22 protein-coding genes and 1 riboswitch are annotated in these 22,843 nt (G+C 63.5%); of the genes, 9 read left to right on the top strand and 13 right to left on the bottom strand.

Annotated elements, in window-relative coordinates:
• Nucleotides 1-108: 108 nt before the first annotated feature.
• The 3 genes from BM160_RS05650 to BM160_RS05640 form a co-directional block, all read right to left on the bottom strand.
• A complete protein-coding gene (locus BM160_RS05650; RefSeq protein ID WP_092001845.1) occupies nucleotides 109-1,647 on the bottom strand; it encodes an ammonium transporter in 1,539 nt (512 codons plus the stop codon).
• Nucleotides 1,648-1,682: 35 nt separating this feature from the next.
• Nucleotides 1,683-2,021 carry a P-II family nitrogen regulator gene (glnK, locus tag BM160_RS05645; RefSeq protein WP_092001842.1) on the bottom strand — a complete coding sequence of 113 codons (339 nt, stop codon included), beginning with the start codon at nucleotides 2,019-2,021 and terminating at the stop codon, nucleotides 1,683-1,685.
• A gap of 62 nt (nucleotides 2,022-2,083) precedes the next feature.
• Nucleotides 2,084-2,875, bottom strand: coding sequence for a TorF family putative porin (locus tag BM160_RS05640; RefSeq protein ID WP_092001839.1), 792 nt, complete (start codon nucleotides 2,873-2,875; stop codon nucleotides 2,084-2,086).
• Nucleotides 2,876-2,917: 42 nt separating this feature from the next.
• Here BM160_RS05640 and BM160_RS22900 point away from each other — a divergent pair, with 42 nt between their 5' ends.
• Complete coding sequence (locus BM160_RS22900; RefSeq protein WP_255368659.1) at nucleotides 2,918-3,313, top strand: magnesium chelatase subunit ChlI family protein; 396 nt, start codon at nucleotides 2,918-2,920, stop codon at nucleotides 3,311-3,313.
• 24 nt (nucleotides 3,314-3,337) lie between these two features.
• On the opposite strand, the gene BM160_RS05630 is transcribed toward BM160_RS22900, so the two are convergent.
• From BM160_RS05630 to metH, 3 genes are all read right to left on the bottom strand, one after another.
• Nucleotides 3,338-4,657, bottom strand: coding sequence for an HdeD family acid-resistance protein (locus BM160_RS05630; RefSeq protein WP_177218923.1), 1,320 nt, complete (start codon nucleotides 4,655-4,657; stop codon nucleotides 3,338-3,340).
• Nucleotides 4,658-4,832: 175 nt separating this feature from the next.
• The gene (locus BM160_RS05625) at nucleotides 4,833-5,663 is read right to left on the bottom strand and encodes an outer membrane lipoprotein (protein WP_092001834.1); all 831 of its coding nucleotides are present in this window, start codon (nucleotides 5,661-5,663) and stop codon (nucleotides 4,833-4,835) included.
• Between the two features lie 221 nt (nucleotides 5,664-5,884).
• Entirely contained in the window at nucleotides 5,885-8,677 is a 2,793-nt protein-coding gene (gene metH, locus BM160_RS05620; RefSeq protein WP_092001831.1) for a methionine synthase, read from the bottom strand.
• A 13-nt stretch (nucleotides 8,678-8,690) separates the two neighbouring features.
• Nucleotides 8,691-8,798, bottom strand: a riboswitch (S-adenosyl-L-homocysteine riboswitch).
• Nucleotides 8,799-9,039: 241 nt separating this feature from the next.
• Here metH and BM160_RS05615 point away from each other — a divergent pair.
• The gene (locus BM160_RS05615; protein WP_092001827.1) at nucleotides 9,040-9,621 is read left to right on the top strand and encodes a cyclic nucleotide-binding domain-containing protein; all 582 of its coding nucleotides are present in this window, start codon (nucleotides 9,040-9,042) and stop codon (nucleotides 9,619-9,621) included.
• Nucleotides 9,622-9,661: 40 nt separating this feature from the next.
• Here the strand turns inward: BM160_RS05615 and BM160_RS05610 are convergent, their stop codons facing one another.
• Nucleotides 9,662-10,708 carry a homocysteine S-methyltransferase family protein gene (locus tag BM160_RS05610; protein WP_092001824.1) on the bottom strand — a complete coding sequence of 349 codons (1,047 nt, stop codon included), beginning with the start codon at nucleotides 10,706-10,708 and terminating at the stop codon, nucleotides 9,662-9,664.
• 73 nt (nucleotides 10,709-10,781) lie between these two features.
• Between BM160_RS05610 and BM160_RS05605 the strand changes: the two genes are divergently transcribed.
• From BM160_RS05605 to BM160_RS05590, 4 genes are all read left to right on the top strand, one after another.
• Nucleotides 10,782-11,174, top strand: coding sequence for a rhodanese-like domain-containing protein (locus BM160_RS05605; RefSeq protein WP_092001821.1), 393 nt, complete (start codon nucleotides 10,782-10,784; stop codon nucleotides 11,172-11,174).
• A 119-nt stretch (nucleotides 11,175-11,293) separates the two neighbouring features.
• Complete coding sequence (recQ, locus tag BM160_RS05600) at nucleotides 11,294-13,177, top strand: DNA helicase RecQ (protein ID WP_177218922.1); 1,884 nt, start codon at nucleotides 11,294-11,296, stop codon at nucleotides 13,175-13,177.
• A gap of 247 nt (nucleotides 13,178-13,424) precedes the next feature.
• Nucleotides 13,425-13,955, top strand: coding sequence for a hypothetical protein (locus tag BM160_RS05595; RefSeq protein WP_177218921.1), 531 nt, complete (start codon nucleotides 13,425-13,427; stop codon nucleotides 13,953-13,955).
• Between the two features lie 98 nt (nucleotides 13,956-14,053).
• A complete protein-coding gene (locus BM160_RS05590) occupies nucleotides 14,054-14,308 on the top strand; it encodes a thioredoxin domain-containing protein (protein ID WP_255368658.1) in 255 nt (84 codons plus the stop codon).
• A gap of 86 nt (nucleotides 14,309-14,394) precedes the next feature.
• Here the strand turns inward: BM160_RS05590 and BM160_RS05585 are convergent, their stop codons facing one another.
• Nucleotides 14,395-16,758, bottom strand: coding sequence for an ATP-binding protein (locus BM160_RS05585; protein WP_092001815.1), 2,364 nt, complete (start codon nucleotides 16,756-16,758; stop codon nucleotides 14,395-14,397).
• Nucleotides 16,759-16,951: 193 nt separating this feature from the next.
• Between BM160_RS05585 and BM160_RS05580 the strand changes: the two genes are divergently transcribed.
• Nucleotides 16,952-18,154, top strand: a complete 1,203-nt coding sequence (locus tag BM160_RS05580; protein ID WP_092001812.1) for a threonine ammonia-lyase — start codon at nucleotides 16,952-16,954, stop codon at nucleotides 18,152-18,154.
• 63 nt (nucleotides 18,155-18,217) lie between these two features.
• Here the strand turns inward: BM160_RS05580 and BM160_RS05575 are convergent, their stop codons facing one another.
• Nucleotides 18,218-18,682 (bottom strand): glycine zipper family protein, encoded by a 465-nt coding sequence (locus tag BM160_RS05575; protein ID WP_092001809.1) that lies wholly within the window; start codon nucleotides 18,680-18,682, stop codon nucleotides 18,218-18,220.
• Between the two features lie 112 nt (nucleotides 18,683-18,794).
• Between BM160_RS05575 and BM160_RS22540 the strand changes: the two genes are divergently transcribed.
• Together BM160_RS22540 and BM160_RS05570 are read left to right on the top strand one after the other, a co-directional pair.
• Nucleotides 18,795-18,953 (top strand): hypothetical protein, encoded by a 159-nt coding sequence (locus BM160_RS22540; protein ID WP_177218920.1) that lies wholly within the window; start codon nucleotides 18,795-18,797, stop codon nucleotides 18,951-18,953.
• A gap of 86 nt (nucleotides 18,954-19,039) precedes the next feature.
• Nucleotides 19,040-19,675, top strand: coding sequence for an ABC transporter ATP-binding protein (locus BM160_RS05570; RefSeq protein WP_092001807.1), 636 nt, complete (start codon nucleotides 19,040-19,042; stop codon nucleotides 19,673-19,675).
• Nucleotides 19,676-19,755: 80 nt separating this feature from the next.
• On the opposite strand, the gene BM160_RS05565 is transcribed toward BM160_RS05570, so the two are convergent.
• The 4 genes from BM160_RS05565 to BM160_RS22125 form a co-directional block, all read right to left on the bottom strand.
• The gene (locus BM160_RS05565; protein WP_092001804.1) at nucleotides 19,756-20,880 is read right to left on the bottom strand and encodes an ABC transporter ATP-binding protein; all 1,125 of its coding nucleotides are present in this window, start codon (nucleotides 20,878-20,880) and stop codon (nucleotides 19,756-19,758) included.
• Between the two features lie 25 nt (nucleotides 20,881-20,905).
• Nucleotides 20,906-21,574: a molybdate ABC transporter permease subunit gene (gene modB, locus BM160_RS05560; protein WP_092001801.1), complete on the bottom strand. Its 669-nt coding sequence runs from the start codon at nucleotides 21,572-21,574 to the stop codon at nucleotides 20,906-20,908.
• Between the two features lie 59 nt (nucleotides 21,575-21,633).
• A complete protein-coding gene (gene modA, locus BM160_RS05555) occupies nucleotides 21,634-22,455 on the bottom strand; it encodes a molybdate ABC transporter substrate-binding protein (protein WP_255368657.1) in 822 nt (273 codons plus the stop codon).
• Between the two features lie 73 nt (nucleotides 22,456-22,528).
• Nucleotides 22,529-22,789, bottom strand: coding sequence for a hypothetical protein (locus tag BM160_RS22125; RefSeq protein ID WP_143093184.1), 261 nt, complete (start codon nucleotides 22,787-22,789; stop codon nucleotides 22,529-22,531).
• Between the last annotated feature and the right edge of the window lie 54 nt (nucleotides 22,790-22,843).

Genomic DNA, 22,843 nt, shown 5'->3' with positions numbered 1-22,843 from the left:
AGCGGCAAAAAAAACAGCCCGCTGGCTTCGCAACCAGCAGGCTGAATATTCAAGGAAAACTCCCGTCAAACCGGGAACTGCTTTCGGCGCAGCCCGGTCATGTCACTCTCAGCGGTTGTAGGCAGTCTCGCCGTGCGAGGTAATGTCCAGGCCTTCGCGTTCGTCTTCTTCGCTCACGCGCAGGCCAATCGTCAGGTCAACCACCTTGTAGGCGATGAAGGACACCACGCCTGACCAGACCACCGTGATCAGCACGGCCTTGGCCTGAATCCAGACTTGCGAGACGATCGAATAGTCGGCAGCAGTCACGCCGGTGGCCGTGACCCAGTCGGCCACATAGCCGGGGCCGCCCAGGCTGGGGGAATTGAACACGCCGGTCAGCAGCGCGCCCAGAATACCGCCAACGCCATGCACGCCGAACACATCCAGCGAATCGTCGGCGCCCAGCAGTTTTTTCAGGCCGTGCACGCCCCAGAGACAGGCAAAACCGGCGACCAAACCGATCACCAGGCCGCCGCCTATGCCGACGTTGCCGGCAGCAGGTGTGATGGCGACCAGGCCGGCAACCGCGCCGGAAGCCGCGCCCAGCATGGAGGCCTTGCCCTTCATCAGTGCCTCACCGGTGCACCAGGCCAGCACGGCCGCCGCCGTGGCGCCCAGGGTGTTGATGAAGGCCAGAGCGGCAAAGCCATTGGCTTCCAGCGCCGAGCCGGCGTTGAAACCAAACCAGCCCACCCACAACAGCGACGCGCCCACCATGGTCAGCGTCAGGCTGTGTGGCGCCATGGCTTCCTTGCCGTAACCGATACGCTTGCCCACCATGAAAGCGCCGACCAGACCGGCCACGGCGGCATTGATGTGAACCACCGTGCCGCCGGCAAAGTCCAGCGCGCCAGACTGCCAGATATAACCAGCCTTGCCATTCATGGCGTCGACCACTTCCTTGCCGGTGTAGGCGTCAGGGCCCATCCAGAACCAGACCATATGCGCCACCGGGGCGTAGCTGAAGGTGAACCAGAGCACCATGAAGAGCAGCACGGCCGAGAACTTGATGCGTTCGGCGAAAGCTCCCACGATCAGCGAACAGGTAATGCCGGCAAAAGTGGCCTGGAAGGCGGCGAACACGATCTCAGGAATGACGACGCCCTTGCTGAAGGTGGCGCCGTTAGCGAAGGTGCCCGCGGCGTTGTCCCAGATGCCCTTCATGAACAAGCGATCAAAGCCGCCGAAAAAGGCATTGCCCTCGGTGAAAGCCAGGCTGTAGCCGTAGATGAACCACAGCACGACGATCAACGAGAAGGTCACCATGATCTGCATCAGCACCGACAGCATGTTCTTGCTGCGTACCAGTCCACCGTAGAACAGCGCCAGACCCGGCACCACCATCAGAATCACCAAAATGGTGGAAACCATCATCCAGGCGGTGTCGCCCTTGTTGGGAACGGGAGTCGCTGCTGCGGCGCTAGCCGCTGCGACAGGCGTGGCCGGCACCGCCGCAGCGGACGCCGCCACCGCGGATTTGGTTTCAGCCGGCGCCGATGCGGCGCTCATGGCGGCCGGGGTTTCGGTCGGTGCCTGCGCCAGCACGGCGGCGCCGCTACCCAGCAAACTCAAACCCAGCAGCAGGGTGGCAAACAATTTTTTCATGGTGATGCTCTCCGTGTATTTTTTTGGGTTGAAGCCTAGAGGGCTTCCTTGCCGGTTTCGCCTGTGCGTATGCGCACCACCTGCTCCAGGTCATAGACAAAAACCTTGCCGTCGCCGATCTTGCCGGTACGTGCCGAGGTCTCAATGGCTTCAATCACGCGATCGACCAGTTCATCGGACACGGCCGCTTCCACCTTGACCTTGGGCAAGAAATCAACCACATACTCCGCGCCGCGATACAGCTCGGTGTGGCCTTTTTGACGCCCGAAGCCCTTGACCTCGGTAACAGTGATGCCTTGCACGCCCATGCTGGAGAGTGCTTCGCGCACTTCATCGAGCTTGAACGGTTTGATGATGGCGGTGACGAGTTTCATTTCAGGGTTCCTCCAGGATGGATAGGAGCAAAAGCGGCCACCTCGGGGCCGCTCCCGCCGGATTACAGGGTTTTGGTCAGCATCACGACCAGCGTGCTCTTGTTGATGGACTTGCCGCTGCTGTCCACGGCAGCGGGAAAGAGATAGCTGGATTTTTTGTCGGCGCCAACCACCGCGCCCGACAGCGCCAATCCGCTGCCCAGGTCATAACTGCCACCCACGCTGTAGTCCATGTAGTTAGGCAGACCGGCACTTCTGACCGCGCTCTTGAAACTGGTAAAGCCCAGAGACGCCTTCAGCGTGAGCTTGGGCATCACTTCCTGGGCGAAGGCCAGGTTCAAATAGCCGGTGCCGCGTCCCTGGCCGTCCAGAAATTCCTTGCCGATGCCGAAATAGCCTTTGGAAACCGTATGCGAGTACTTGGCGCTGACCGGCCCGTAGGCCGCGCCCAGATAGAGCTCGGTGGTGTTGGCGCCGCTGGCGCCCGGATAGTAGTAAGTCAGGGCGCCCACATCCATGTCCAGCGCGCCGGCCTTGAATTTATAGCCGCCGTAAAGGTCTATTTCAACGCTATTGCTAGGCTTTGAGGGCAAATACTTGGCCCAGTTGACCGTGGAATTCCAGTTGCCAACATAAAACCCGTTCTCGAACGCATAGTCCACGCCGCCCTGCAAGGCCGGTTTGAGGGCCCGGGTCTTGGACTGGTCCTGATCCTGGCCGCGAAACTTGTAGTTGCTGACCAGGGAGATATTGAAGGACAGCGGTGACGCGGCAGGCTCTGCGACAGCGGGCGCAGTCTGCGCAAAAGCCGAACCGGACAAAACCAAGACAGCTGCAACGGGAATAAGCTTCATGAGGGGCTCCGGGATGGTTGAAGGGAATACAACCTCCTAAGCATGGAGCGTGCCAGCCTTGTTTTACCGCCATGGACGCAGCGCTGGCCTTTCAATGACCGGCGCGTTAACCTAGCGTCAGAAAAACAGCTGACGCACCAGGTTGGCACAGCACCCACGCACAACTTTGATGCATTTAAACGGGAGTCCATGGATGAGCTTGTCTTTAGTGCACAGGCGCTGCAAGGCCAGGCGATTGATCTGCAATGCCAGCTGGATGCGGCGGCGGCAAAATTTCTCAACACCGCGGCCACCCGGCTGGGCTGGTCCGGCCGGGGCATTCACCGCTGCCTGAAAGTGGCACGCACGATTGCCGACCTGGCCGGAGCCCAGGCGGTACAGAGCGCGCATGTGGCCAAGGCCGTGCAATACCGGCGGGCGCTCAAGACCAGCCAGTGATGGGCCTGGACCGCGCCCTGGCCGTCAGGCCTTGTCTGCTGCGCCGATACGGGCGCGCGTTCGCCACAGGCGCCACCAGGGCCGCCCGGCGTCCACCTTCAGATGCGTGAGGCGCCGGATGGCGCACACATAGTCCATGGCCAGCCCGGGCGTCCAGGCCATGGATTCCGCCCGCACCCTGACGCTGCTCGCCAGCCACATGTCGGGGTGAAGGGCCAGGCGCAGCAGGGCGGGCCAGAAAGGTTTGTGGGAAAAAAGGCCTTCCACCGCCGCGTCCACGGCTTCGGTCACCACCACCGAGCAGTTGCGATGGGTCAGGTTGTAAGTGGCATCCTGGCGGTAGCCGTCCCAGAAGGCCTGCAAATAGTCGCGGTTAAAGCGGCGAAAGCGGATGCGAACACTGGACGGACGCGTGGCTGCGGCCTCTGGCGCATACGCCGGCATCCACTTGCCGGGCTGGTCGTTGTTGCCAGTGGCGCGCACCTGATGGAGCAAGTTCTGCTGGGTGATGGTCAAGGGATTTTTCGGATGATGGCTGATGTACAGGTCGGGGCCGCACTCCAGCGCCATGTGGCCGGTCGATACCCCGCCCTCGCGCGACAGCGAGACGATGTAGCGGTCAATCAGCGGCAGGGGGACACGGTCCAGGCTCTCGTCCACGGCGGTCCAGGCATGAACCACCATGACATCCCCTTGCAATCGGCTCCGGGGTGCGGCAACTGGCACGGGTGCCGCCAGCGCCGGTTCACGCCGCTTTTTATACAGCTCGATAGCCGCCAGTCTTGAGCCCGGCGGCAGGCGCTGCAGCCGCCAGGCGCCGCGCATCAGCACAAAGCCGGCCGTCATCAGCGCCAGGCCGGTGCAAAAAGACACATTCATGCTGGCCGGCAACGGCCAGTCGCTCAATAGCAGCACGGCCATGAGCAGATAGCCCCAGCCTAGCAAGTGGGAGCTGCGCCAGTTGGGATAGCGAACCAACAGGCTGGCAACAATGCGCAACAGGCCATTGAAAATAAAGGCGCAGGCAAACAGCAGCCCGGTGGCAATGGCGTTGTCCCATGGAAAATCCAGCAGCAGACAAGCCACCACCACCATGGCCAGTCCCCGCAGCATTTCAAAGCGCCGGCGCGCCCGTTCATGCGTGGCGCCAACCACCAGCTCGATCAGGCCTTGCAGCAGCAACATGAGGCCAAACACCCAGCTGGCGATATCAGCGACGCCGTCCACCAGATCGGCCAGCACGACGACGCCGACCAGCAACGTCAGCAGCCCCAAGAGCATGAAGATTTTCCAGCGCCTGACAAGCAGGTCGCCACCGAAGAGCGTGAGTATCAGTCTGAACATGTTTTGCCTTGCGCGCATAGCGGCCTTGCCCGGCCCCTTTGTTTGTGCGGCATCATATGTCAAAAGAGTAGCCACGCCCCGGCCTGGGAGCCGGCCGCAGCGAGGCTGGCGCCACGGGCTTGGGCGCTACGACACCTTCCGGGCGCCAAGCGCCCAGCAGCGAGTACCGGCTCGCTTAACGGCCCTGGTATTCGGGCGCCAGCGCGGGTTGGCTGTTCACCTGAGTCGGCGTCGGCGCCGGTTTCGGGCCGTAACTCACGCCATCGCTGGTGCGCAGGCTGGCGCCGTTCACGGTGACGCGGCTACCGACGCCGGGTGCCTGGGCCAGCTCCAGCATGCGGTGTGAGCCGTCTTCCATGCGCACACCCACCTGGTACACGGTTTCCTTGCGCATCTTGCCTTCAATCGCATTGCCGGCAAAACCACCGCCCACCGCGCCCAAAATGGTGGCCGCCGTGCGACCGCCACCATGGCCGACCTGGTTGCCCAGCACCGCGCCCAGCACGCCGCCCGCGACCGCCCCCATACCGGGGCCGGGCGCTTTGCTGGAGCGTTCCACCGGCGTCACCGATTCGACCGCACCGCAGACGGCACACACGGGTGCCGCCGCCACCACTGGCGCCGGTGCTGAATAGGACGGTGCAGGCGAAGCCTCGGAATAGCTGGGTGCCGGCGTCGGTTTGTGCACCGGCTTGACGACTTTCTTGACCGACGCTGGCGCTGGTGCCGGTTTGGCGGGCGCCGCCACCGGTTTTTCAATCATGTCATCGGCCGGACTGAGGGCCGGCTGCGGCGCGGCCGTGATTTGCGGCGGTGCGGTCACGACCTGGGGCGCAGTCACCGCCGCCACCGTGGTGGGCGGCGCCGGCGCGCGCTGGTTGTAGATCAGGGTGCCGCCCATGCCAAGCACCGCGACACCGAGGATGCCAACGGCGGCCCACAGGGGTTTGGTGCCGGACGAGGCGGACTGCTGGCCCGGCGGCAGGTTGTCAACAGAGGTATTCATGGGGTTCCCTTTCTTGGAAAACAGGTCTGATTCAAAGCTAGCGATTGGCGGTCAGCGTGTGGCGCGATGCCAGCCAAGCCTGCGACTCTTTCGCTCTTTACCCTGAACGCCCGACACGGCCCAAAGGTACACAAACCAGATGGCTCTTGCGTGTCTTTATGTAAACACGATGCAGACAAGCGTCAAGGTCGGTAACAGGCCCCCGTAAAACCCCGCCGCGATTACAGATTTGGCGCCAGCAGCCGGCTCAAATCTTCGACCTTCTCCTGGCGTCGCTGCGCCAGGTCTTGCAACTGGTCCTCACCAATCTTGCCCACGCTGAAATAGGTGCTTTGCGGATGGCTCAGGTAAAAGCCGCTGACGCTGGCTGCTGGCGTCATGGCCAGACTTGTCGTCAGCGCCATGCCGATCTCGTCGGCCTGCAGCAGCTCGAACATGGCTTTCTTCACGCTGTGGTCGGGACAGGCCGGATAGCCGGGCGCCGGGCGTATGCCCTGGTATTTTTCGGCGATCAGGGCGTCTTTATCGAGCGACTCGGCCGGCACATAGCCCCACAAATCCTTGCGCACGCGCTGGTGCATGGCCTCGGCAAAGGCCTCGGCCAGGCGGTCGGCCAGCGACTTGAACATGATGGACGAGTAGTCGTCGTTGTCGTCCAGGAATTGCTTTTCCTTCTTTTCGGCGCCCAGGCCCGCGGTGACGGCAAAGACCCCGATGTAATCGGCAATTTTTGAGTCATTTTGGCCTGCAGCGCTTACGCCACTAGCGCGAGCAGCTATCAATTCAGGAGTCAGTTGCTTGGGCGCGACGAAATCGGCCAGACAGCGGCTGGGACGCATCACGCCATCGACCGCCGTTTTCTCGCTCTGCTGACGCAGGCCGTGCCAGGTCATCGCCACTTCGCTGCGGCTTTCGTCGGTATAGATCTCGATGTCGTCGCCGACACTGTTGGCCGGGTACAAGCCCATCACGCCGTTGGCCGTCAGCCAGCGCCCTTCGATCAGGCGCTTGAGCATCTGCTGCGCGTCGGCATAGACCCGCGTGGCTTCAACGCCCACCACCTCGTCGGTCAGTATGGCCGGGAAGGGCCCGGCCAAATCCCAGGTCTGGAAAAACGGACCCCAGTCGATGTACTGCGCCAGTTCGGCCAGATCGAAATTCTTGAACACGCGCCGGCCAATGAACTTCGGGCTGGGCGGCTGGTAGCTGGCCCAGTCCATCGCCGTGGCGTTGGCGCGCGCCTTGGCCAAAGGCCACATCGGCGTCTGCTTCTTGTTGGCGTGCTGTATGCGCACCTTCTCGTAGTCGGCCTTGATTTCCTCGATGTATTTCGCCGCCTGGTCACTCAGCAGGCCCTGCGCCACGCTGACGCTGCGGGAAGCGTCGGGCACATACACCACCGGGCCTTCGTAATGCGGCGAAATCTTCACCGCCGTGTGGACCCGGCTGGTGGTGGCGCCGCCAATCATCAGCGGAATATTCTTGAGGCGGAAATGGTCGTCCTTCTGCATTTCGGCGGCCACATACTGCATCTCTTCCAGACTGGGCGTGATCAGGCCGGACAGGCCGACGATGTCGGCGCCCTCGGCCTTGGCCAGCGCCAGAATCTCGTGGCAGGGCACCATCACGCCCATGTTGACGACTTCAAAGTTGTTGCACTGAAGCACCACGGTGACGATGTTTTTGCCGATGTCGTGCACGTCGCCCTTGACGGTGGCGATGATGATCTTGCCCTTGGTCTTGACGTCGCCGCCGGCGGCTTGCAGCAGCAGTTTTTCGGCCTCGATGTAGGGCAGCAGATGCGCCACCGCCTGCTTCATCACGCGGGCGCTTTTCACCACCTGGGGCAAGAACATCTTGCCCTGGCCGAACAGGTCGCCGACCACGTTCATGCCGTCCATCAGCGGGCCTTCGATGACGTGCAGGGGCCGGCCGCCCTCGGCCTTGATGGCCTGCCAGACTTCCTCGGTGTCTTGCACGATGAATTCGTTCAGGCCATGCACCAGCGCGTGCGACAGCCGGGCGCGAATCGGCAGGGTGCGCCATTCGTACTTCTTACTGTCATCCCTGGCGCCGCTTTTCGCCGTTTCGGCGACCTCGACCAGGCGCTCGCCGGCATCGGGCCGGCGGTTCAGCACCACGTCTTCCACGCGCTCGCGCAAGGTCGGCTCCAGGTCGTCATAAACGCCGACCATGCCGGCATTGACGATGCCCATGTCCATGCCGGCCTTGATCGCGTGATAGAGAAACACCGTGTGAATCGCTTCGCGCACCGGATCGTTGCCGCGAAAGGAAAAGCTCACGTTAGACACGCCGCCCGAGACCTTGGCGCCGGGCAGGTTGGCCTTGATCCAGCGCGTGGCGTTGATGAAGTCCACCGCGTAGTTGTTGTGCTCCTCGATGCCGGTGGCAATGGCGAAGATGTTGGGGTCGAAGATGATGTCTTCGGGCGCAAAGCCGACCTCATCGACCAGCACGCGGTAGGCGCGCTCGCAGATTTCAATCTTGCGCTGATAGGTGTCGGCCTGGCCTTTTTCGTCGAAAGCCATCACCACGGCGGCCGCGCCATAGCGCTTGAGCAGCTTGGCCTGGTGCTTGAAGGGCTCCACGCCCTCCTTCATGGAGATGGAATTGACAATGCCCTTGCCCTGGATGCAGCGCAGGCCGGCCTCGATCACGCTCCACTTGGAGCTGTCAATCATGATGGGCACGCGGGCAATGTCGGGCTCGCCGGCAATCAGGTTCAAAAAGCGCACCATGGCGGCCTGGCTGTCCAACATGGCCTCGTCCATATTGATGTCTATGATTTGCGCGCCGTTTTCGACCTGCTGGCGCGCCACGGCCAGCGCCTGTTCGTATTCGCCGTTCAGAATCATGCGGGCGAAGGCCTTGGAGCCGGTGACGTTGGTGCGCTCGCCGATGTTGACGAACAGGGAGTCCGCGCCAATGCTGACAGGCTCCAGGCCGGACAGCTTCATGGGGGAAACAGGGGGGGAATTTTGAATTTCGGACATACTCACCTTCAGGTCAAGGTGAGCGTCGTTGCAAAAAAGCTTCAGACCGCCAAGACACGGCCAACACCTTGATTACCCAAGCCTGACGAAACCGGGTTTCGCTGCAACGCTCCTTGGGAAGAAGGCATTCTAAGGCAAACGCCCCCGGCCACGGCCCGCGCCAGATAAAACCCGTCAGCGCGGTCCGACATGGTTTTTTTGAGGCCCGGCGTCTTCACGGCCATGGGCAGAATCCGGCACGGGGCATGGCACAGCGGCGCCTCGCGGCCAGCCGCCTTGACCACATTGGGTTAAGCTCAAGCCAACCAGGCGCCTGCTGCAGTGCCGCGCACTGTCATCCGTCACAAACCCTACGCTTCCCCATGTTCAACAAGTTTTTCAGAACAAAACACGCCGCGGCGTCCGGCGACGCCCTGTCAATGGGCGACGCCGCCACGGCCCAACTGGCGGCCAAGCTGCTGATCACCCCCTGCGCCATGCTGCAGCTGACGCCGGAGGACGCCCGCACGGTGGTGCGCTATATGCGGCTGCACCGGATCGCCCAAGGCACCACCTTCATCAGGGAGGGTGACACCCAGAACACCGGTTTCATGCTGCTGCTGATCGACGGCGAAGTGACGGTGGAAAACATTGTGGTCAGCCGCGTTGAGCCCATCACGGTCACCGTGCTGGGCCAGGGCAGCCTGATCGGGGAAATGGGCCTGCTGGACGGCGAGCCGCGCGCCGCCTCCTGCACCGCCAGCTCGCATGTGCGCTGCGCCAGCCTGTCACGCGAAGCGCTGGAGCGGCTGGTGCAGGATGCGCCGGCAGTCGCCGCCAAGCTGATGCTGGCGGTGTCATTGCGCATCGCGCACAGGCTGCGCGACAACGCCGACAAACTCAAGATGTATGTGCAGCTGACCCAGGTCATGCAGCAAGAACTCAGCCACCACACGGCCGCTTAAACGGCCTGTTGAGGATCTATACGGGGCGGCCCAACCCGCCTCAGGCGGCTTGCGGGTAGAACAGCGGCCGTTGCACGGCGCGGCCGGCCACCGGCGTCACCGCATGGGCAATTGCCTGGATGTGGTCCGGCGTGGTGCCGCAGCAGCCACCCACGATGTTGACCAGGCCCTCCTGGGCAAACTCGCGCAGCAGCCGTGAGGTGACCTCTGGCGTTTCGTCAAAGCCGGTGTCACTCATGGGGTTGGGCAGGCCGGCATTCGGGTAGCAGCTGATGAAGGTGTCGCCCGCCACCCTGGCCAGCTCCTGGATGTAGGGCCGCATCAGGGTCGCGCCCAGCGCGCAATTGAGGCCAATGGCCAGCGGCTCGGCATGGCGCACGCTGTGCCAGAAGGCCGTGACGGTCTGGCCCGAGAGAATGCGGCCGGAGGCGTCGGTGACGGTACCGCTGATGATGATGGGCAGACGCTCGCCCGAGTTTTCAAAATACTCGTCGATGGCAAACAAGGCCGCCTTGGCATTGAGCGTGTCGAAAATGGTTTCCACCAGCAGCACGTCGCTGCCGCCCCGCACCAGCGCCTCGGTCTGCTCGTAGTAAGCCTTGCGCAACTCCTCAAAGCTGGTGTTGCGCGCGCCTGCATCGTTGACGTCGGGGCTGATGCTGGCGGTCTTGGGCGTGGGGCCCAGGGCGCCAACGACAAAGCGCGGCTTGTCTGGCGTGGAGAACTTGTCGCAGGCGGCTCTGGCAATGCGCGCCGACTCGACATTCATCTCTATGGCCAACTCGGCCATGTCGTAGTCGGCCTGTGCCACGCTGGTGGCGCCAAAGGTGTTGGTTTCTATCAGATCGGCACCGGCGGCCAGATAGCCTTCGTGGATGTCGCGGATCACGTCGGGACGCGTCAGGCTGAGCAACTCGTTGTTGCCCTTCACATCCTTGTGAAAATCCTTGAAGCGCTCGCCGCGATACTGGGCTTCATTGAGCTTGAAGCGCTGGATCATGGTGCCCATGGCGCCGTCGAGGATGGCAATGCGTTTTTCCAGGATGGCCGGGAGCTGCTGGCCGCGGGTGTAGGTGATCTGCTTCATGGCCCCATTTTAGGATGCCGTCCATGACCGCGGACTTTCCCCGACAATAAGGGCCTTGTCTTTGACTCCCCACATGAAGAACCTACCACCCCAAGAAGCCTGGACCTGGCTGCAGGCGCACCCCGAAGCGCTGTTTGTCGACGTGCGCATGGAGATCGAGTCGCTGTATGTGGGCCGCCCGCCCGGCGTGGTCAATGTGCCATGGTACGAATACCCCGACCTGCAGCCCGACCCGGCGAAGTTTGCCGAGGCCGTGGCGCGCGAGGCCAATAGCAAGGACCAGCCCCTGCTGCTGATTTGCCGCTCCGGCCAGCGCACCCTGGACGCCGGCAAGGCGCTCAAGGCGGCCGGTTTCAGCAATCTGCAGCATGTGCTGCACGGCTTTGAGGGCGAGCTCGACGAGCAGTTCCGCCGCTCCACGCTCTCGGGCTGGCGCTTTGCCGGCCTGCCGTGGGAGCAGATGTAGCCCATTTCAGCATCAAACAAGGCCCTGGCGCTTATGCATAGGGCACAAGAAGCTATCTAATTAATAGCAAAACTCTTTTCCCCTCTTTCTCCACTGACGCCGACTTTCTGGCCCGCCCCTTGTCCTCATTGCCCGCTTCCCTGCCCCACCCGACGCCGCTGGACGTGCTCGGCCAGACCTTTGGCTATCAGCAGTTCCGCGGCCCGCAGCAAGCCATCGTCGAGCATGTGGTGGCCGGCGGCGACGCACTGGTGCTGATGCCTACCGGCGGCGGCAAATCGCTGTGCTACCAGATTCCGGCCATCGTCCGGCAGAACGCCGGCCACGGCGTGACCATCGTCATCTCGCCGCTGATTGCGCTGATGCACGACCAGGTCGGCGCCCTGCTGGAAGCCGGCGTCGCGGCGGCGTTTTTGAATTCGACGCAGAGCTTTGAGGAAAGCAGCCAGCTGGAAAAGCAGTTGCTGCGCAATGAGCTGACGCTGCTTTACGCCGCGCCCGAGCGCATCAACACGCCGCGCATGAAGGGCTTGCTGGCCTCGCTGCACGAGCGCGGCCTGCTCAGCCTGTTTGCGATTGACGAGGCGCATTGCGTCAGCCAGTGGGGCCACGACTTCCGGCCCGAGTACCGCAGTTTGAGCCTGCTGCACGAGACCTTTCCCGACGTGCCGCGCATGGCGCTGACGGCCACCGCCGACGAGCTGACGCGCCAGGACATGATCGAACGCCTCAAGCTGGAGGAGGCGCGCCAGTTCGTCAGCAGCTTTGACCGGCCCAACATCCGCTACACCATCGTCGAAAAAACCGATGCCACGCGCCAGCTGCTGCGCTTCATAGAGACCGAGCACGACGGCGAAGCCGGCATCGTCTACTGCCAGTCCCGCAAGCGTGTTGAGGAAATCGCCGCCACGCTGGCCGATGCCGGCATCAAGGCCATGGCCTATCACGCCGGCCTGGACGCCAGCCTGCGCCAGCAGCGGCAGGACCGCTTTCTGCGCGAGGACGCCATGGTCATGGTGGCCACCATTGCCTTTGGCATGGGAATAGACAAGCCCGATGTGCGCTTTGTCGCCCACCTGGACATGCCGAAAAACATAGAGGGCTATTACCAGGAAACCGGCCGCGCCGGCCGCGACGGCCTGAGCGCCGACGCCTGGATGGTTTACGGCCTGCAGGACGTGGTAAACCAGCGCCGCATGATAGACACCAGCGAGGTCGCCAGCGAGGAGTTCAAGCAGGTGATGCGCGGCAAGCTCGACGCCTTGCTGAGCCTGGCCGAAGACACACGCTGCCGCCGCGTCAGCCTGCTGCATTACTTTGGCGAAGACAGCCAGCCCTGCGGCAACTGCGACAACTGTTTGAACCCGCCGGAGGTGTGGGACGCGACCGAGGCGGCGCGCAAGATGCTCAGCTGCATCTACCGCGTGCAGCAGGCCAGCGGCATCAGCTTTGGCGCCGGCCACATCATGGACATTTTGCGCGGCAAGAGCTCGGAAAAAGTCATTCAATACGGCCACGATCAGCTCAGCACCTTCGGCATAGGCGCCGAACTGGGCGAGGCGCAGTGGCGCAGCGTGCTGCGCCAGCTGATCGCCAAAAACACCGTGCGCGTGGACACCGAGGCCTTCAGCACCCTGCAGCTGCTGCCCGACGCGCGCCAGGTGCTCAAGGGCGAGGTCGGCGTGCTGCTGCGCGCCCAGGCCCTGGGCGCAAAAGCCGACCGGCGCAAGCGCGCCACCAAGACCTCGGTCAAGGGCCTGGCCGAGGCCGCCCTCAATGCCGGCGCACTGGAGCGCCTGGGCCGGCTCAAGGCCTGGCGCGCCGAGGTGGCGCGCGAGCACAACCTGCCGGCCTTTGTGATCTTTCACGACGCCACCCTGCGCGCCCTTGCCGAGCAGGCGCCGCAGAGCTTGCAGGACCTGGAAGGCATCAGCGGCATGGGCGTGAAAAAGCTGCAGGCTTATGGCGCCGAGGTGCTCAGGGTATGTGCCGAGCCGGAGTGAGGCGCGCGGGTGCCGTCTAGCCTGGATTATTGATGAAACTGGGCGTTGACCCAGTTTTGACGCTCACTGACAGCTACTTTTTTCATAGCGAATCCGGATTTTCATCCGTCACGGCAGCGGGCCCGGGGGCGGCGTAGGCGTGAATTAATGGCATTGCTTGGCGCGCATCAAACCCGATCACTGTGGCCGGTGTTACATTGACACCATGAGATACGGTTTGTTCATTGGGGTACTGGCGGGAGCCGTCTTGTCAGCTTGTACGAACTTGCTGCCGCGCGGCAGCACCACCACGCCTGGCAGTTTTACCGATTTCGACGCCGCCCAAGCCGCGGTGCAGCGCATAGTCCCGCTGCAAACCCAGTTGTCCGAGCTCAAGGCCATGGGCTTCGACCCCGAGGGTGGTGCCAATGTCACCTTGATCCCTTATCCCGATATCGTGGCGCGGTTGGCGCCTTACTCGGCGCTCCCGCTCGCGGCGCTGGACCCCGGCGTCAGAAAGTGCGTCGAGGCCCAGGCCACCTGCCGGGGCTATCTGTTCAACTTTGAGCTGCAGGACAGGCGCCGCACCGGCAGCTTCTGGATGGATTTCCTGAACATTCGCCGCACCACCCACGTGACCGGCTGGTCATTTCAGGCCCTTGTCGTGGTCAGCGATGGCACGGTGCTGTTCCGCAACCATGCCGGGCAGCCGCAAATCGACCGCGTCGACAGACAGCGCAACCCGCTAGGCCCATTCCAGCCGGCGGGCGAGGCGGCCGGTTCGATCATCTTGCGCTAGGGGCAGCCCGGCGCCAGCGCGCGTGGCCTTTAAAATTGCGCATTAAAATCTTTATCCGACTCTTCTTCAAAACTCTGCGCATAGTCCTCGGACCAGTGATGCTGCTCACGGAGAGCGTTGACTTGGCCTGCCAGGATCTGGAGCTCTACCAGTACAAAACCTGTCCCTTCTGCATCAAGGTCAGACAGGAAGTGCGCCGCTTGTCCCTGAACATCCCCCGCATTGACACGCAGGCCGAAGGCCGCGACCGGGCCGAGTTGCTGCAGCAGTCGCTGGCTTTACGATTCGGAAAAAATCAAGGCCTATCTGCGCGATCGTTTTGCGAAGGCGTGATAGCAAAAGGAGCGCCCTGACGCCGTTTTAAAAATAAATTTGCTATGAATTGTATAGCTACTGGAAGCCTATTTCATAGGGCCATAGCCACTTTTCCTATAAATTACTAGACCAGAAACCCCATGGACCGCCCTTCCCGCACCTCGGGCTTGATGCGGTGCTCGGCCTCCAGCTGGGCCAAAAACTCTTCCGCCGACAGCTGGGCATCCAGGATCACGCCCTGGCGTTTGACCGCCGCAAAATCGCCCGGGCATAGCTGCGTCAGCCGGTCCAGCCGTATGCACTGAGCGCCGCTGAGCTGGGCGGCGTCACCGGCCAGCGCTTCGGTGACGAACATCTTTTCGCGCTGCTCGTGGTTCAGCGGCAGGAACTTGATCTTGAAGGTAAAGCGCCGCAACGCCGCTTGGTCCAGGCTCTCCAGCAAATTGGTGGTGCAGATGAAGATGCCTTTGTAGCGCTCCATGCCCTGCAGCATTTCATTGACCTCGGTGACCTCATAAGTGCGCTGGGCGCCGCGCCTGTCCTGCAAAAAACTGTCGGCCTCGTCGAGCAGCAGCACCGCCTTTTCCGCCTCGGCTTCGCGGAACATGGCCGCCATGTTCTGTTCGGTCTCGCCCAGGTATTTGCTCATCAGGTCGCTGGCCTGCTTGATGATCAGGGGCTGATTCAGGGCCTGGGCGATGTGCTCGGCCAGCGCGGTCTTGCCGGTGCCGGGCGCGCCGTAAAAGCACAAGCTGCCAAAACTCCTGGCCTTGAGCGCCGCCACGATGCGCTGCACCTCAAAGCGCGATTCGACGTTGAGCATGGAGAGGTCGTAAGTCGTCACACTACCGCGGCCTGCGGCCCCCGAATGGTTGCCCAGGGCGACATCGGCGTTTTTAAGCTGGCGCTCTATCAGGGTCTCCATCAAGGCCGGCCGGCCACCCGCCAGCGCTGCCTGCATGGCGGCGCCGTCGACCTGCGCGTCTATCGCCTGCGGCGGCGCGCTGGCCAGACGGGCAAAGCGCACCGCCGTGCGGATTTGCGCCGGCGTCAGGCCCTGGCGGGCGGTCAGCCTGGCGATAAATTCATCGCGCACCGCCACCCCCTCCAGCGTCTTGCGCACCATGCCTTCGCGCGCCCCCGGCGGCGGCGAGCGCAGCTCCAGGTGGTAGGCAAAGCGGCGTCTGAAGGCCGGGTCTATTTGCTCTATACGGTTGGTCACCCACAGCGTTGGCACGGCGTTGGACTCCAGGATCTGATTGACCCAGGCCTTGCCGTTGACCGAGCCGTTGGCGGGCAGGGTCAGCTGCTCGGAGCGCGCCATCAGCTGCGCGGCTTCGCTAGAAATCGGCGGGAACACGTCCTCCACCTCATCAAACAGCAGCGCGGAATGGGCGCTGCTCTTGAGGAAGACCTGGGCGATCTGCAGCGAACGGTAGCGGTCGCGGCCACTGAGCGAATTGCCGTCTCTATCGGCGTATTCCACTTCAAACAAATCCAGCCCGGCCGCCTGCGTCACCACCTTGGCCAGCTCGGTCTTGCCGGTACCGGGCGGGCCGTAAAGCAGCACATTGACGCCCTGCTCGCCCGCCGCCACCGCATTGCGCAGCAAGGACACCAGCACCTGGGCGTCATCCCCGACAAAGGCAAAATCGGCCAGCCCCAGGCTGCTGGCGGCGGCCGGCCGGGTGAAGACGGCCATCAGCTCGTTCTGGTCACGGTATTCGCGCATCAGCACCGGCGGCAGTTTTTCGCTGACCTTCATCAGATCCGCCAGGTCGGTGATGTTGTGCTCGGAGATCAGGTTCTCCACCATGCCTATGCGCTCCAGCCGCGAGCCGACGCGCAGCGCGTCCGCGACTTCGGGCGCCTTGACGCCGGCCACGTCGGCAATCGCGGCATAGGCCTCGGGCGCGTTGTTGACCTTGAACTCGACCAGCAGCGAGCGCAGGTCGCGCTGATAGCGGGCCAGCGTGCCGTAGAGCAGCAGCGCGCGCTCGGCCCGATTCAGCTGCAGCAGGCTGGCCAGCGCGTCTATGTTTTTCTCCACCAGGGTGGACTGCTTTTTCAGCGCATGGGCCAGCCAGTCGCCGGTGGCGCTAAGGACCGAGAGCAAGTCCTTGGGCTGGTCCTTGGCATGCTCGTCGAGGTAGAAGAACAGCGTGCCCTCTTCGTAGGGGCCGCGCCAGACGCCGTGGCGGGCCAGGAACTCGGCATCGGTGAGGCTCTCATGACCGCGCCAGAGTTCGTTGTCCTTGCAGCGCCGGCCCAGGAATTCGCGCAGACGCTGCAGCGCCGCCAGCGGCCAGACCAGATGGCGGCCCGACAGCGCCAGCAGGCTGTTGAGGTCACGCCGCACATTGAACTTGGCGCCCTGGCGCGCGGCCAGCGTCAGCACAAAGTGCGAGCACATCAAATCCAGCACCGGCGCCTCTTTCAGCCCGGGGGACAGCAGACCATGCTGCTCATTAACGGAACGCTTGCTCATAGACAAACCTCCAGTTCAACACGCTGCTTTTCCACCTGGATTTTTTGATACGACGCAACTGCACCATAACGCAAGCCAAGCCATCATGGAAGACACTACTTGATGCTCATGCCCTGAAGGGAGTAGCCGCTGCAGACGCCAAAAAACGCAGAAAATGAATGCTTACCGAACCCCCACGCCACCAAGGAATGTGATGCTCAGCCTGAACGATATTGAAGATGCCGCCCAGCGCCTGCAGGGCCATCTGCTGGACACACCCTGCGTGGAATCCAAGACCCTGTCGCAGCTGACCGGGGCGCAGATTTACCTGAAGTTCGAGAATCTACAGTACACGGCTTCGTTCAAGGAACGCGGCGCCTGTAACAAACTCGCACAATTGTCAGCCGACGAACGGCGGCGCGGCGTCATCGCCATGAGCGCCGGCAACCACGCCCAGGGCGTGGCCTATCACGCCCAGCGCCTGGGTATTCGCGCCGTCATCGTGATGCCGCGCTTCACGCCGGGCGTGAAAATCGAGCGCACCCGCGGCTTTGGCGCCGAGGTGGTGCTGCACGGCGACACGCTGGATGAATCACGCGCCCATGCCCTGCTGCTGGCCGAGCAGGGCGGACTGGTGTTTGTCCACCCTTATGACGACGAGGCCATCGTCGCCGGCCAGGGCACGGTGGGGTTGGAGATGCTGCGCGCCGTGCCCAGCCTGGACACGCTGGTGATCGCGGTGGGCGGCGGCGGACTGATTGCCGGCATGGCCACGGCGGCCAAGGCGCTCAAGCCCGGCATTGAAATCGTCGGCGTGCAGACCTCGCGCTTTCCCGCCATGGTCAACGCCGTCAAAGGCACCCACTACCCGCAGGGCACGAGCACGATTGCCGAGGGCATCGCCGTCGGCACGCCCGGACTGATTCCGCAAGCCATCATTGCCAAGCTGGTGGACGACCTAGTGCTGGTCGACGAGGGCGATATCGAGCAAGCCATGGTGATGCTGCTGGAAATCGAAAAAACCCTGGTCGAGGGCGCGGGCGCGGCGGGCCTGGCGGCGCTGCTGAAATATCCGGCACGCTTTGCCGGCAAGAAAGTCGGCCTGGTGCTGTGCGGCGGCAACATCGACCCGCTGCTGCTGGCCGCCATCATTGAGCGCGGCATGGTGCGCGCCGGACGGCTGGCCCGCATCAAGGTCAGCGCGCGCGACGTGCCCGGCTCGCTGGCCAAAATCACCGCCACCGTGGCAGAGGCCGGCGCCAACATCGAGGAGGTGCACCACCAGCGCGCCTTCACCATGCTGTCGGCGCAAAACGTGGAAATCGAGCTGGTGCTGCAAACGCGTGGACGCGAGCACATAGAGCAGGTGCTGGCCACACTGACCGCCGCCGGCTTTGAAGCCGCAGAGCAGCACTGAACACCCTCAGGGCAAGCAGCGCAAGGGCAGCGTGTTACACGAAGTGAAGCGCCTGGGGCCTCATCAGTTCCAGCCAATCACCTCAAACCCTTTTTCACTCAGGCAGCGCTGCACAAAGCTGCGATAAGTGCTGTTGGGCCTGTCATTGTGAAAAGCGCCCGACACCGCGCCAGCCGAGCCGCCAATCGCCGCCCCCGCGGCACCGGCGCGCAACATGCCCTCGCCGCCGCGGCCGGTGATCAGCGCGCCGACGGCCGAGGCCACGCCGGCGGTGGCAGCGCCTTCGCCGGCACGCCGCCCGACCTGATTCGTGCCCTGCATGGACGTGAGGCCAGCCGCCGTGGCGCGCGACAGGCAGGCGTTGACCTCTAGCCGGCCCTGCGCCTCGCCGACCCGGTTGAGCGTTGCATTCGGGTAGAGCACCGGCCTGGCCGAGGCGCTGTCGGGTCCGCTGGCGGCACAGGCCGACAACAAGACCAGGGCCGCCGTAGCGGCGCAGCGTGCCAGACCTTGCGCTGAAGAATTCATCAAATCATTTCCTTAAAAAAGCAGGGCCAAGTCTGGCGCGGGCCACCGATTGGCGCCGCGCCCCTCAAGCGGGTAAAATCGCGGCAAAATTTCAAGCATCTCAGGAACCATCATGTCCAATCACACCTCCCATGCCGCACACAGCAGTTCCGCGCCCGCCGAAGAGCAGGATCCAGTGGACGCCATCGTGCCTATGATGCCCATCATTTTGCCCATAGTCGGTGGCGTACTGATGTTCCTGCTGGCCTTCATCGCCGTGTTCATGGCCTGAGTCCGCCCGGCTCGCCGCAAAAGTCCGCAGCTGCGGACTTTTTTCATGGCGGCAAGCCAATCTGAATTCACCAGGGCGCCCCAAGCATGGCCACCAACGCTCCCATTTTGCAGGCCGACGGATTGTGCTTTGCCTATCCGGCAGCGCCCGGCGGCGTGCTGTTTGAGCAGCTGTCGCTGCGGGTGCCGGCGGGCGTGACGCTGCTGTGCGGCGCCGAGGGCAGTGGCAAAACCACTTTGCTCCAGCTGCTGGCGGGCCAGTTGAGCGCCAGCGGCGACATCCGTCTTAAAGACCTCAGCCTGGCGGACCAACCCGAGGCCTATCGCCGCCACATCGCCTGGCTGGACCCGCGCGACCCGGCGCTGGACGGCCACACGGCCAGGGAAATTTTTGCCGCCCGGCCCGCGCAATACCCCGGCTTCGACCCGCTGGCACTGCAGGCTCACATCGAAGGCCTGAGCCTGACGCCGCATCTGGACAAGACGCTGCTGATGCTCTCCACCGGCAGCCGGCGCAAGGTCTTGCTGGCCGCCGTGCTGGCCAGCCAGGCCACGCTGACCCTGCTGGACCAGCCCTTTATGGCCCTGGACAGACCGTCCATCAATTACCTGCTGGAGCTGATGGCGCAAGCCGCGCAGCAGCCCGACCGCGCCTGTATCGTGGCCGATTACGAAGCGCCCGCAGAGCTGGCGCTGGCCAGCGTGATTGAGTTGGGCGCTTAAAGCCTGCCAAGCTTTGCCAATACTACTTATTTAATAGCTGGCAGCGCCCATCCCCATTGGGCTACAGGCCTGTTTAATGCCTAAAACTGGCGCACCGGCATGATGTGCACAGCCTCAGGCGGGATCTGCAGATACAGCAGCGTTCCGGGCTGCGCACCGAGTTGCCGCAGCAAGGCACTGGACAGGTTGAGGGTCAGGCGCTGCGACGGCAGTTGTATCGGCAGCAGCGTGCACAGGCTGATCTCACCCAGCGGCAAGACTTCGCCCAGGGTGCAGGCCAAGGTGTTCCCGCCCGGCGCAGCGGCCAGTGCCGCCACGTCCAGCAGCTCGCCGGCCACCACCCAGGACACCTGGGCGCCGTCCTTGAGGCGTTTTTTATCGATCACCTGCAAGCTGATGGACGCCTGAGCGTCGGCGCCGCCCTGCCAGACCAGGCGGCCAAATGCGGCGGCGTCCACCCCAGCGCCCTGAAAGAATTGCCCCTGAAAATGGTTTTGTATGCCGACCAGCTCGGCCACGCGGGCGTTGCGCGGGCTGGCAAAGACCCGCGCCGGCGCGCCGACTTGCAGCGACTCGCCGGCGTCCAGAATCACCACCCGGTCGGCCAGGCGGCGCGCCTCGTTCAAATCGTGCGTCACCAACACCATGGGAATCGCCACCTGCTGGCGCAGCGCGGCCAGCTCGTGATACAGGGTCTGGCGCGTCGGGGCGTCGACGGCCGAAAAAGGCTCATCCAGCAGCAAGACCTGGGGCTCGCGCGCCAGCGCCCGGGCCAGCGCCACGCGCTGCTGCTGGCCGCCAGACAGCTGCGAGGGCCGGCGGCCTTGCAGACCGGCCAGGCCCATGCGCTCAAACAAGGCATCAAAATAGGCTGCAGCCTTTACCGGATGGGCGGCAAGCGCTACGTTTTCAAGAGCAGTCAGGTGCGGAAACAAGGCATAGTGCTGAAACACAAGGCCGACGCGGCGCTGCTGTGGCGCCCGCCGTATGCCGTGGGCGCTGTCGAACCAGATCCCCTCGTCGCCATGGCCCACCGTGATGCGGCCCTGCAGCTGCGGGCTTTTCAGCAGGCCGGCAATGGCGCGCAGCACGCTGGTCTTGCCGCTGCCCGAGGGGCCGACCAGCGCCAGCAGTTCGCCGCGGGCGCAGTTGAACTCGGCGTCAAGCCTGATCTGGCCCTCATTTTTAAGCAAAACATGCAGCATCTTGAATACCGACGGGCGTAAGCCGCTATCTTTCCTGTAGCGGACGGGTGCGGTCGGCGGCAAACACAAAGGCCAGCGCCAGCAGCGAGCAGGCCACCAGGGCCAGCGCCATGATGTGCGCCGCGGCCATGTCAAAGGCCTGAACCCGGTCGTAAATGGCAATCGACAGGGTTTTGGTTTCACCGGCAATGCTGCCGCCCACCATCAGCACCACACCAAATTCACCCAGGGTGTGCGCCATGGTCAGCGCCACGCCGGCCAGCAAGCCGGGCCAGGCCAGCGGCAACTCGATTTTCCAGAAGGCGCGCCAGGGGCTCAGGCCGCAGACCCAGGCGGCTTCGCGCAGGCTGCCGGGAATGGCGGCAAAGGCGCGCTGCAGCGGCTGCACCATAAAGGGCAGATTCATCAGCACGCTGGCCAGCAGCAGGCCCTCGAAACTAAAGACCAGGCGCAGGTTGAGACTGGCGGCCAGCCAGGCCCCCAGCGCCGAGCCCTGACCCAGGCTGACCAGCAGGTAAAAACCGATCACCGTGGGCGGCAGCAGCAGCGGCAGGGTCAGCAGCGCCTCGACCAGCGGCCGGCCGCGCCAGGACGTGACGGCGAGCCAGCGCGCCAGCCAGACGCCCAGCGGCAACAGCAAGGCCGCCGTGCCGACGGCCAGTAACAGTGAGACGCGCGCGGCTTGCCAATCCATAGCCGGCTATTGTCGATCCCAAACGGGCAAAAAGCGCGTGTCTTTAAAGCACCATCGCCTCATTCGTAGCCATAGCGGCCAAGCACCGCCTTGGCTGCCGGCGACTGCAGGAAGGCATAGAAGGCTCGGGCCGTGGGGCCGGCATTTTTCAGCAAGACCATGCGCTGGCGCAGCGGTGCATGCAGCTCGGCGGGAATCAGCACATAGCGCAGGCGGGCCGCCGCCGCGGGCGCCAGCACCAGCGACAAGGCCGTGATGCCGGCGTCGGCCGCGCCGGTGCTGACGTATTGCGTGGTCTGGGCGATGCTGTCGCCGAGCACGATTTTTCCCTGCAGCGCCGGCCACAGCGCCAGCTTTTGCAAGGCCTGCACCGCCGCCTTGCCATAGGGCGCCAGCTCGGGGTTGGCGATGGCGAATTTGTGCAACTTCGGCAAGCCGGCTTGAAGCCCCTTGAATTGCGCATCCAGCGTCAGCGGCGAAGCGGCAGGCACCACCAGCACGATGCGCCCGGTGGCGTAGACCACGCCGCGATCCGCCGTCAGGCCGGCATCCACCAGGCGCAGCGCAAAGTCTTCATCGGCCGACAGAAACAGCTGGGCCGGCAGCCCCTGCTGAATCTGCCGCACCAGGTTGGCCGAGGAACCCAGATTAAGCGTCAGCTTGCCGGTCTGGCTACGCTCGAAAAGCGGCACCAGTTCGGCCAGCACCGGCTGCAGATTGGCCGCTGCCGCCACGATGGCGGGTGCAGGTGCGGCGCTTTGCGCCCGGGCCGGGCCGGCCAGAGCCAGCATCAACGCGCAGGGCAGCAGGGCGCCCGCCAGCCAGCGGCGCGGCACACCGCCGCCAGGCGATTCGGGCCGGTTTTTCAGAACTTGCAGCATATAAAAATCCAGATTGAACATCGCCACGACACGGCGCTCTTGAGGGTGGATCAGGCAAAAACAAGGCATAAACCTATGCTAGTTTTGCATATCTTTTACCCGTAACCGTAAGGTAACCGCTGGCGATGTTCTTAAAATGATTCTTCTGGCCGACCCGCGGAGCTCGAAAAATCAGGTAACGCCCCGCTTTTCCCAGCTTTGCGCCGCAACCCTTGAGATTGCGGCCACGCTCGCCGACCAAAACTTGTCCGATGGTACTTGCTGCCTGATTGCCGGCCACCGCCCAAACAGCCTCAAGCCTGATTTCGACAAACGCCCCTGGCCATAGTTGCATTGAGCACTGTCGCCACCCGACGTTTATCGAAATCACGCTTTTTAACTTTGGAGT

The sequence above is a fragment of the Polaromonas sp. OV174 genome, from assembly GCF_900112285.1.
Lineage (GTDB): Bacteria > Pseudomonadota > Gammaproteobacteria > Burkholderiales > Burkholderiaceae_C > Polaromonas.
Note: the sequence above shows the minus strand (reverse complement) of the source record. Positions and strands in the feature narration are given on the sequence as shown.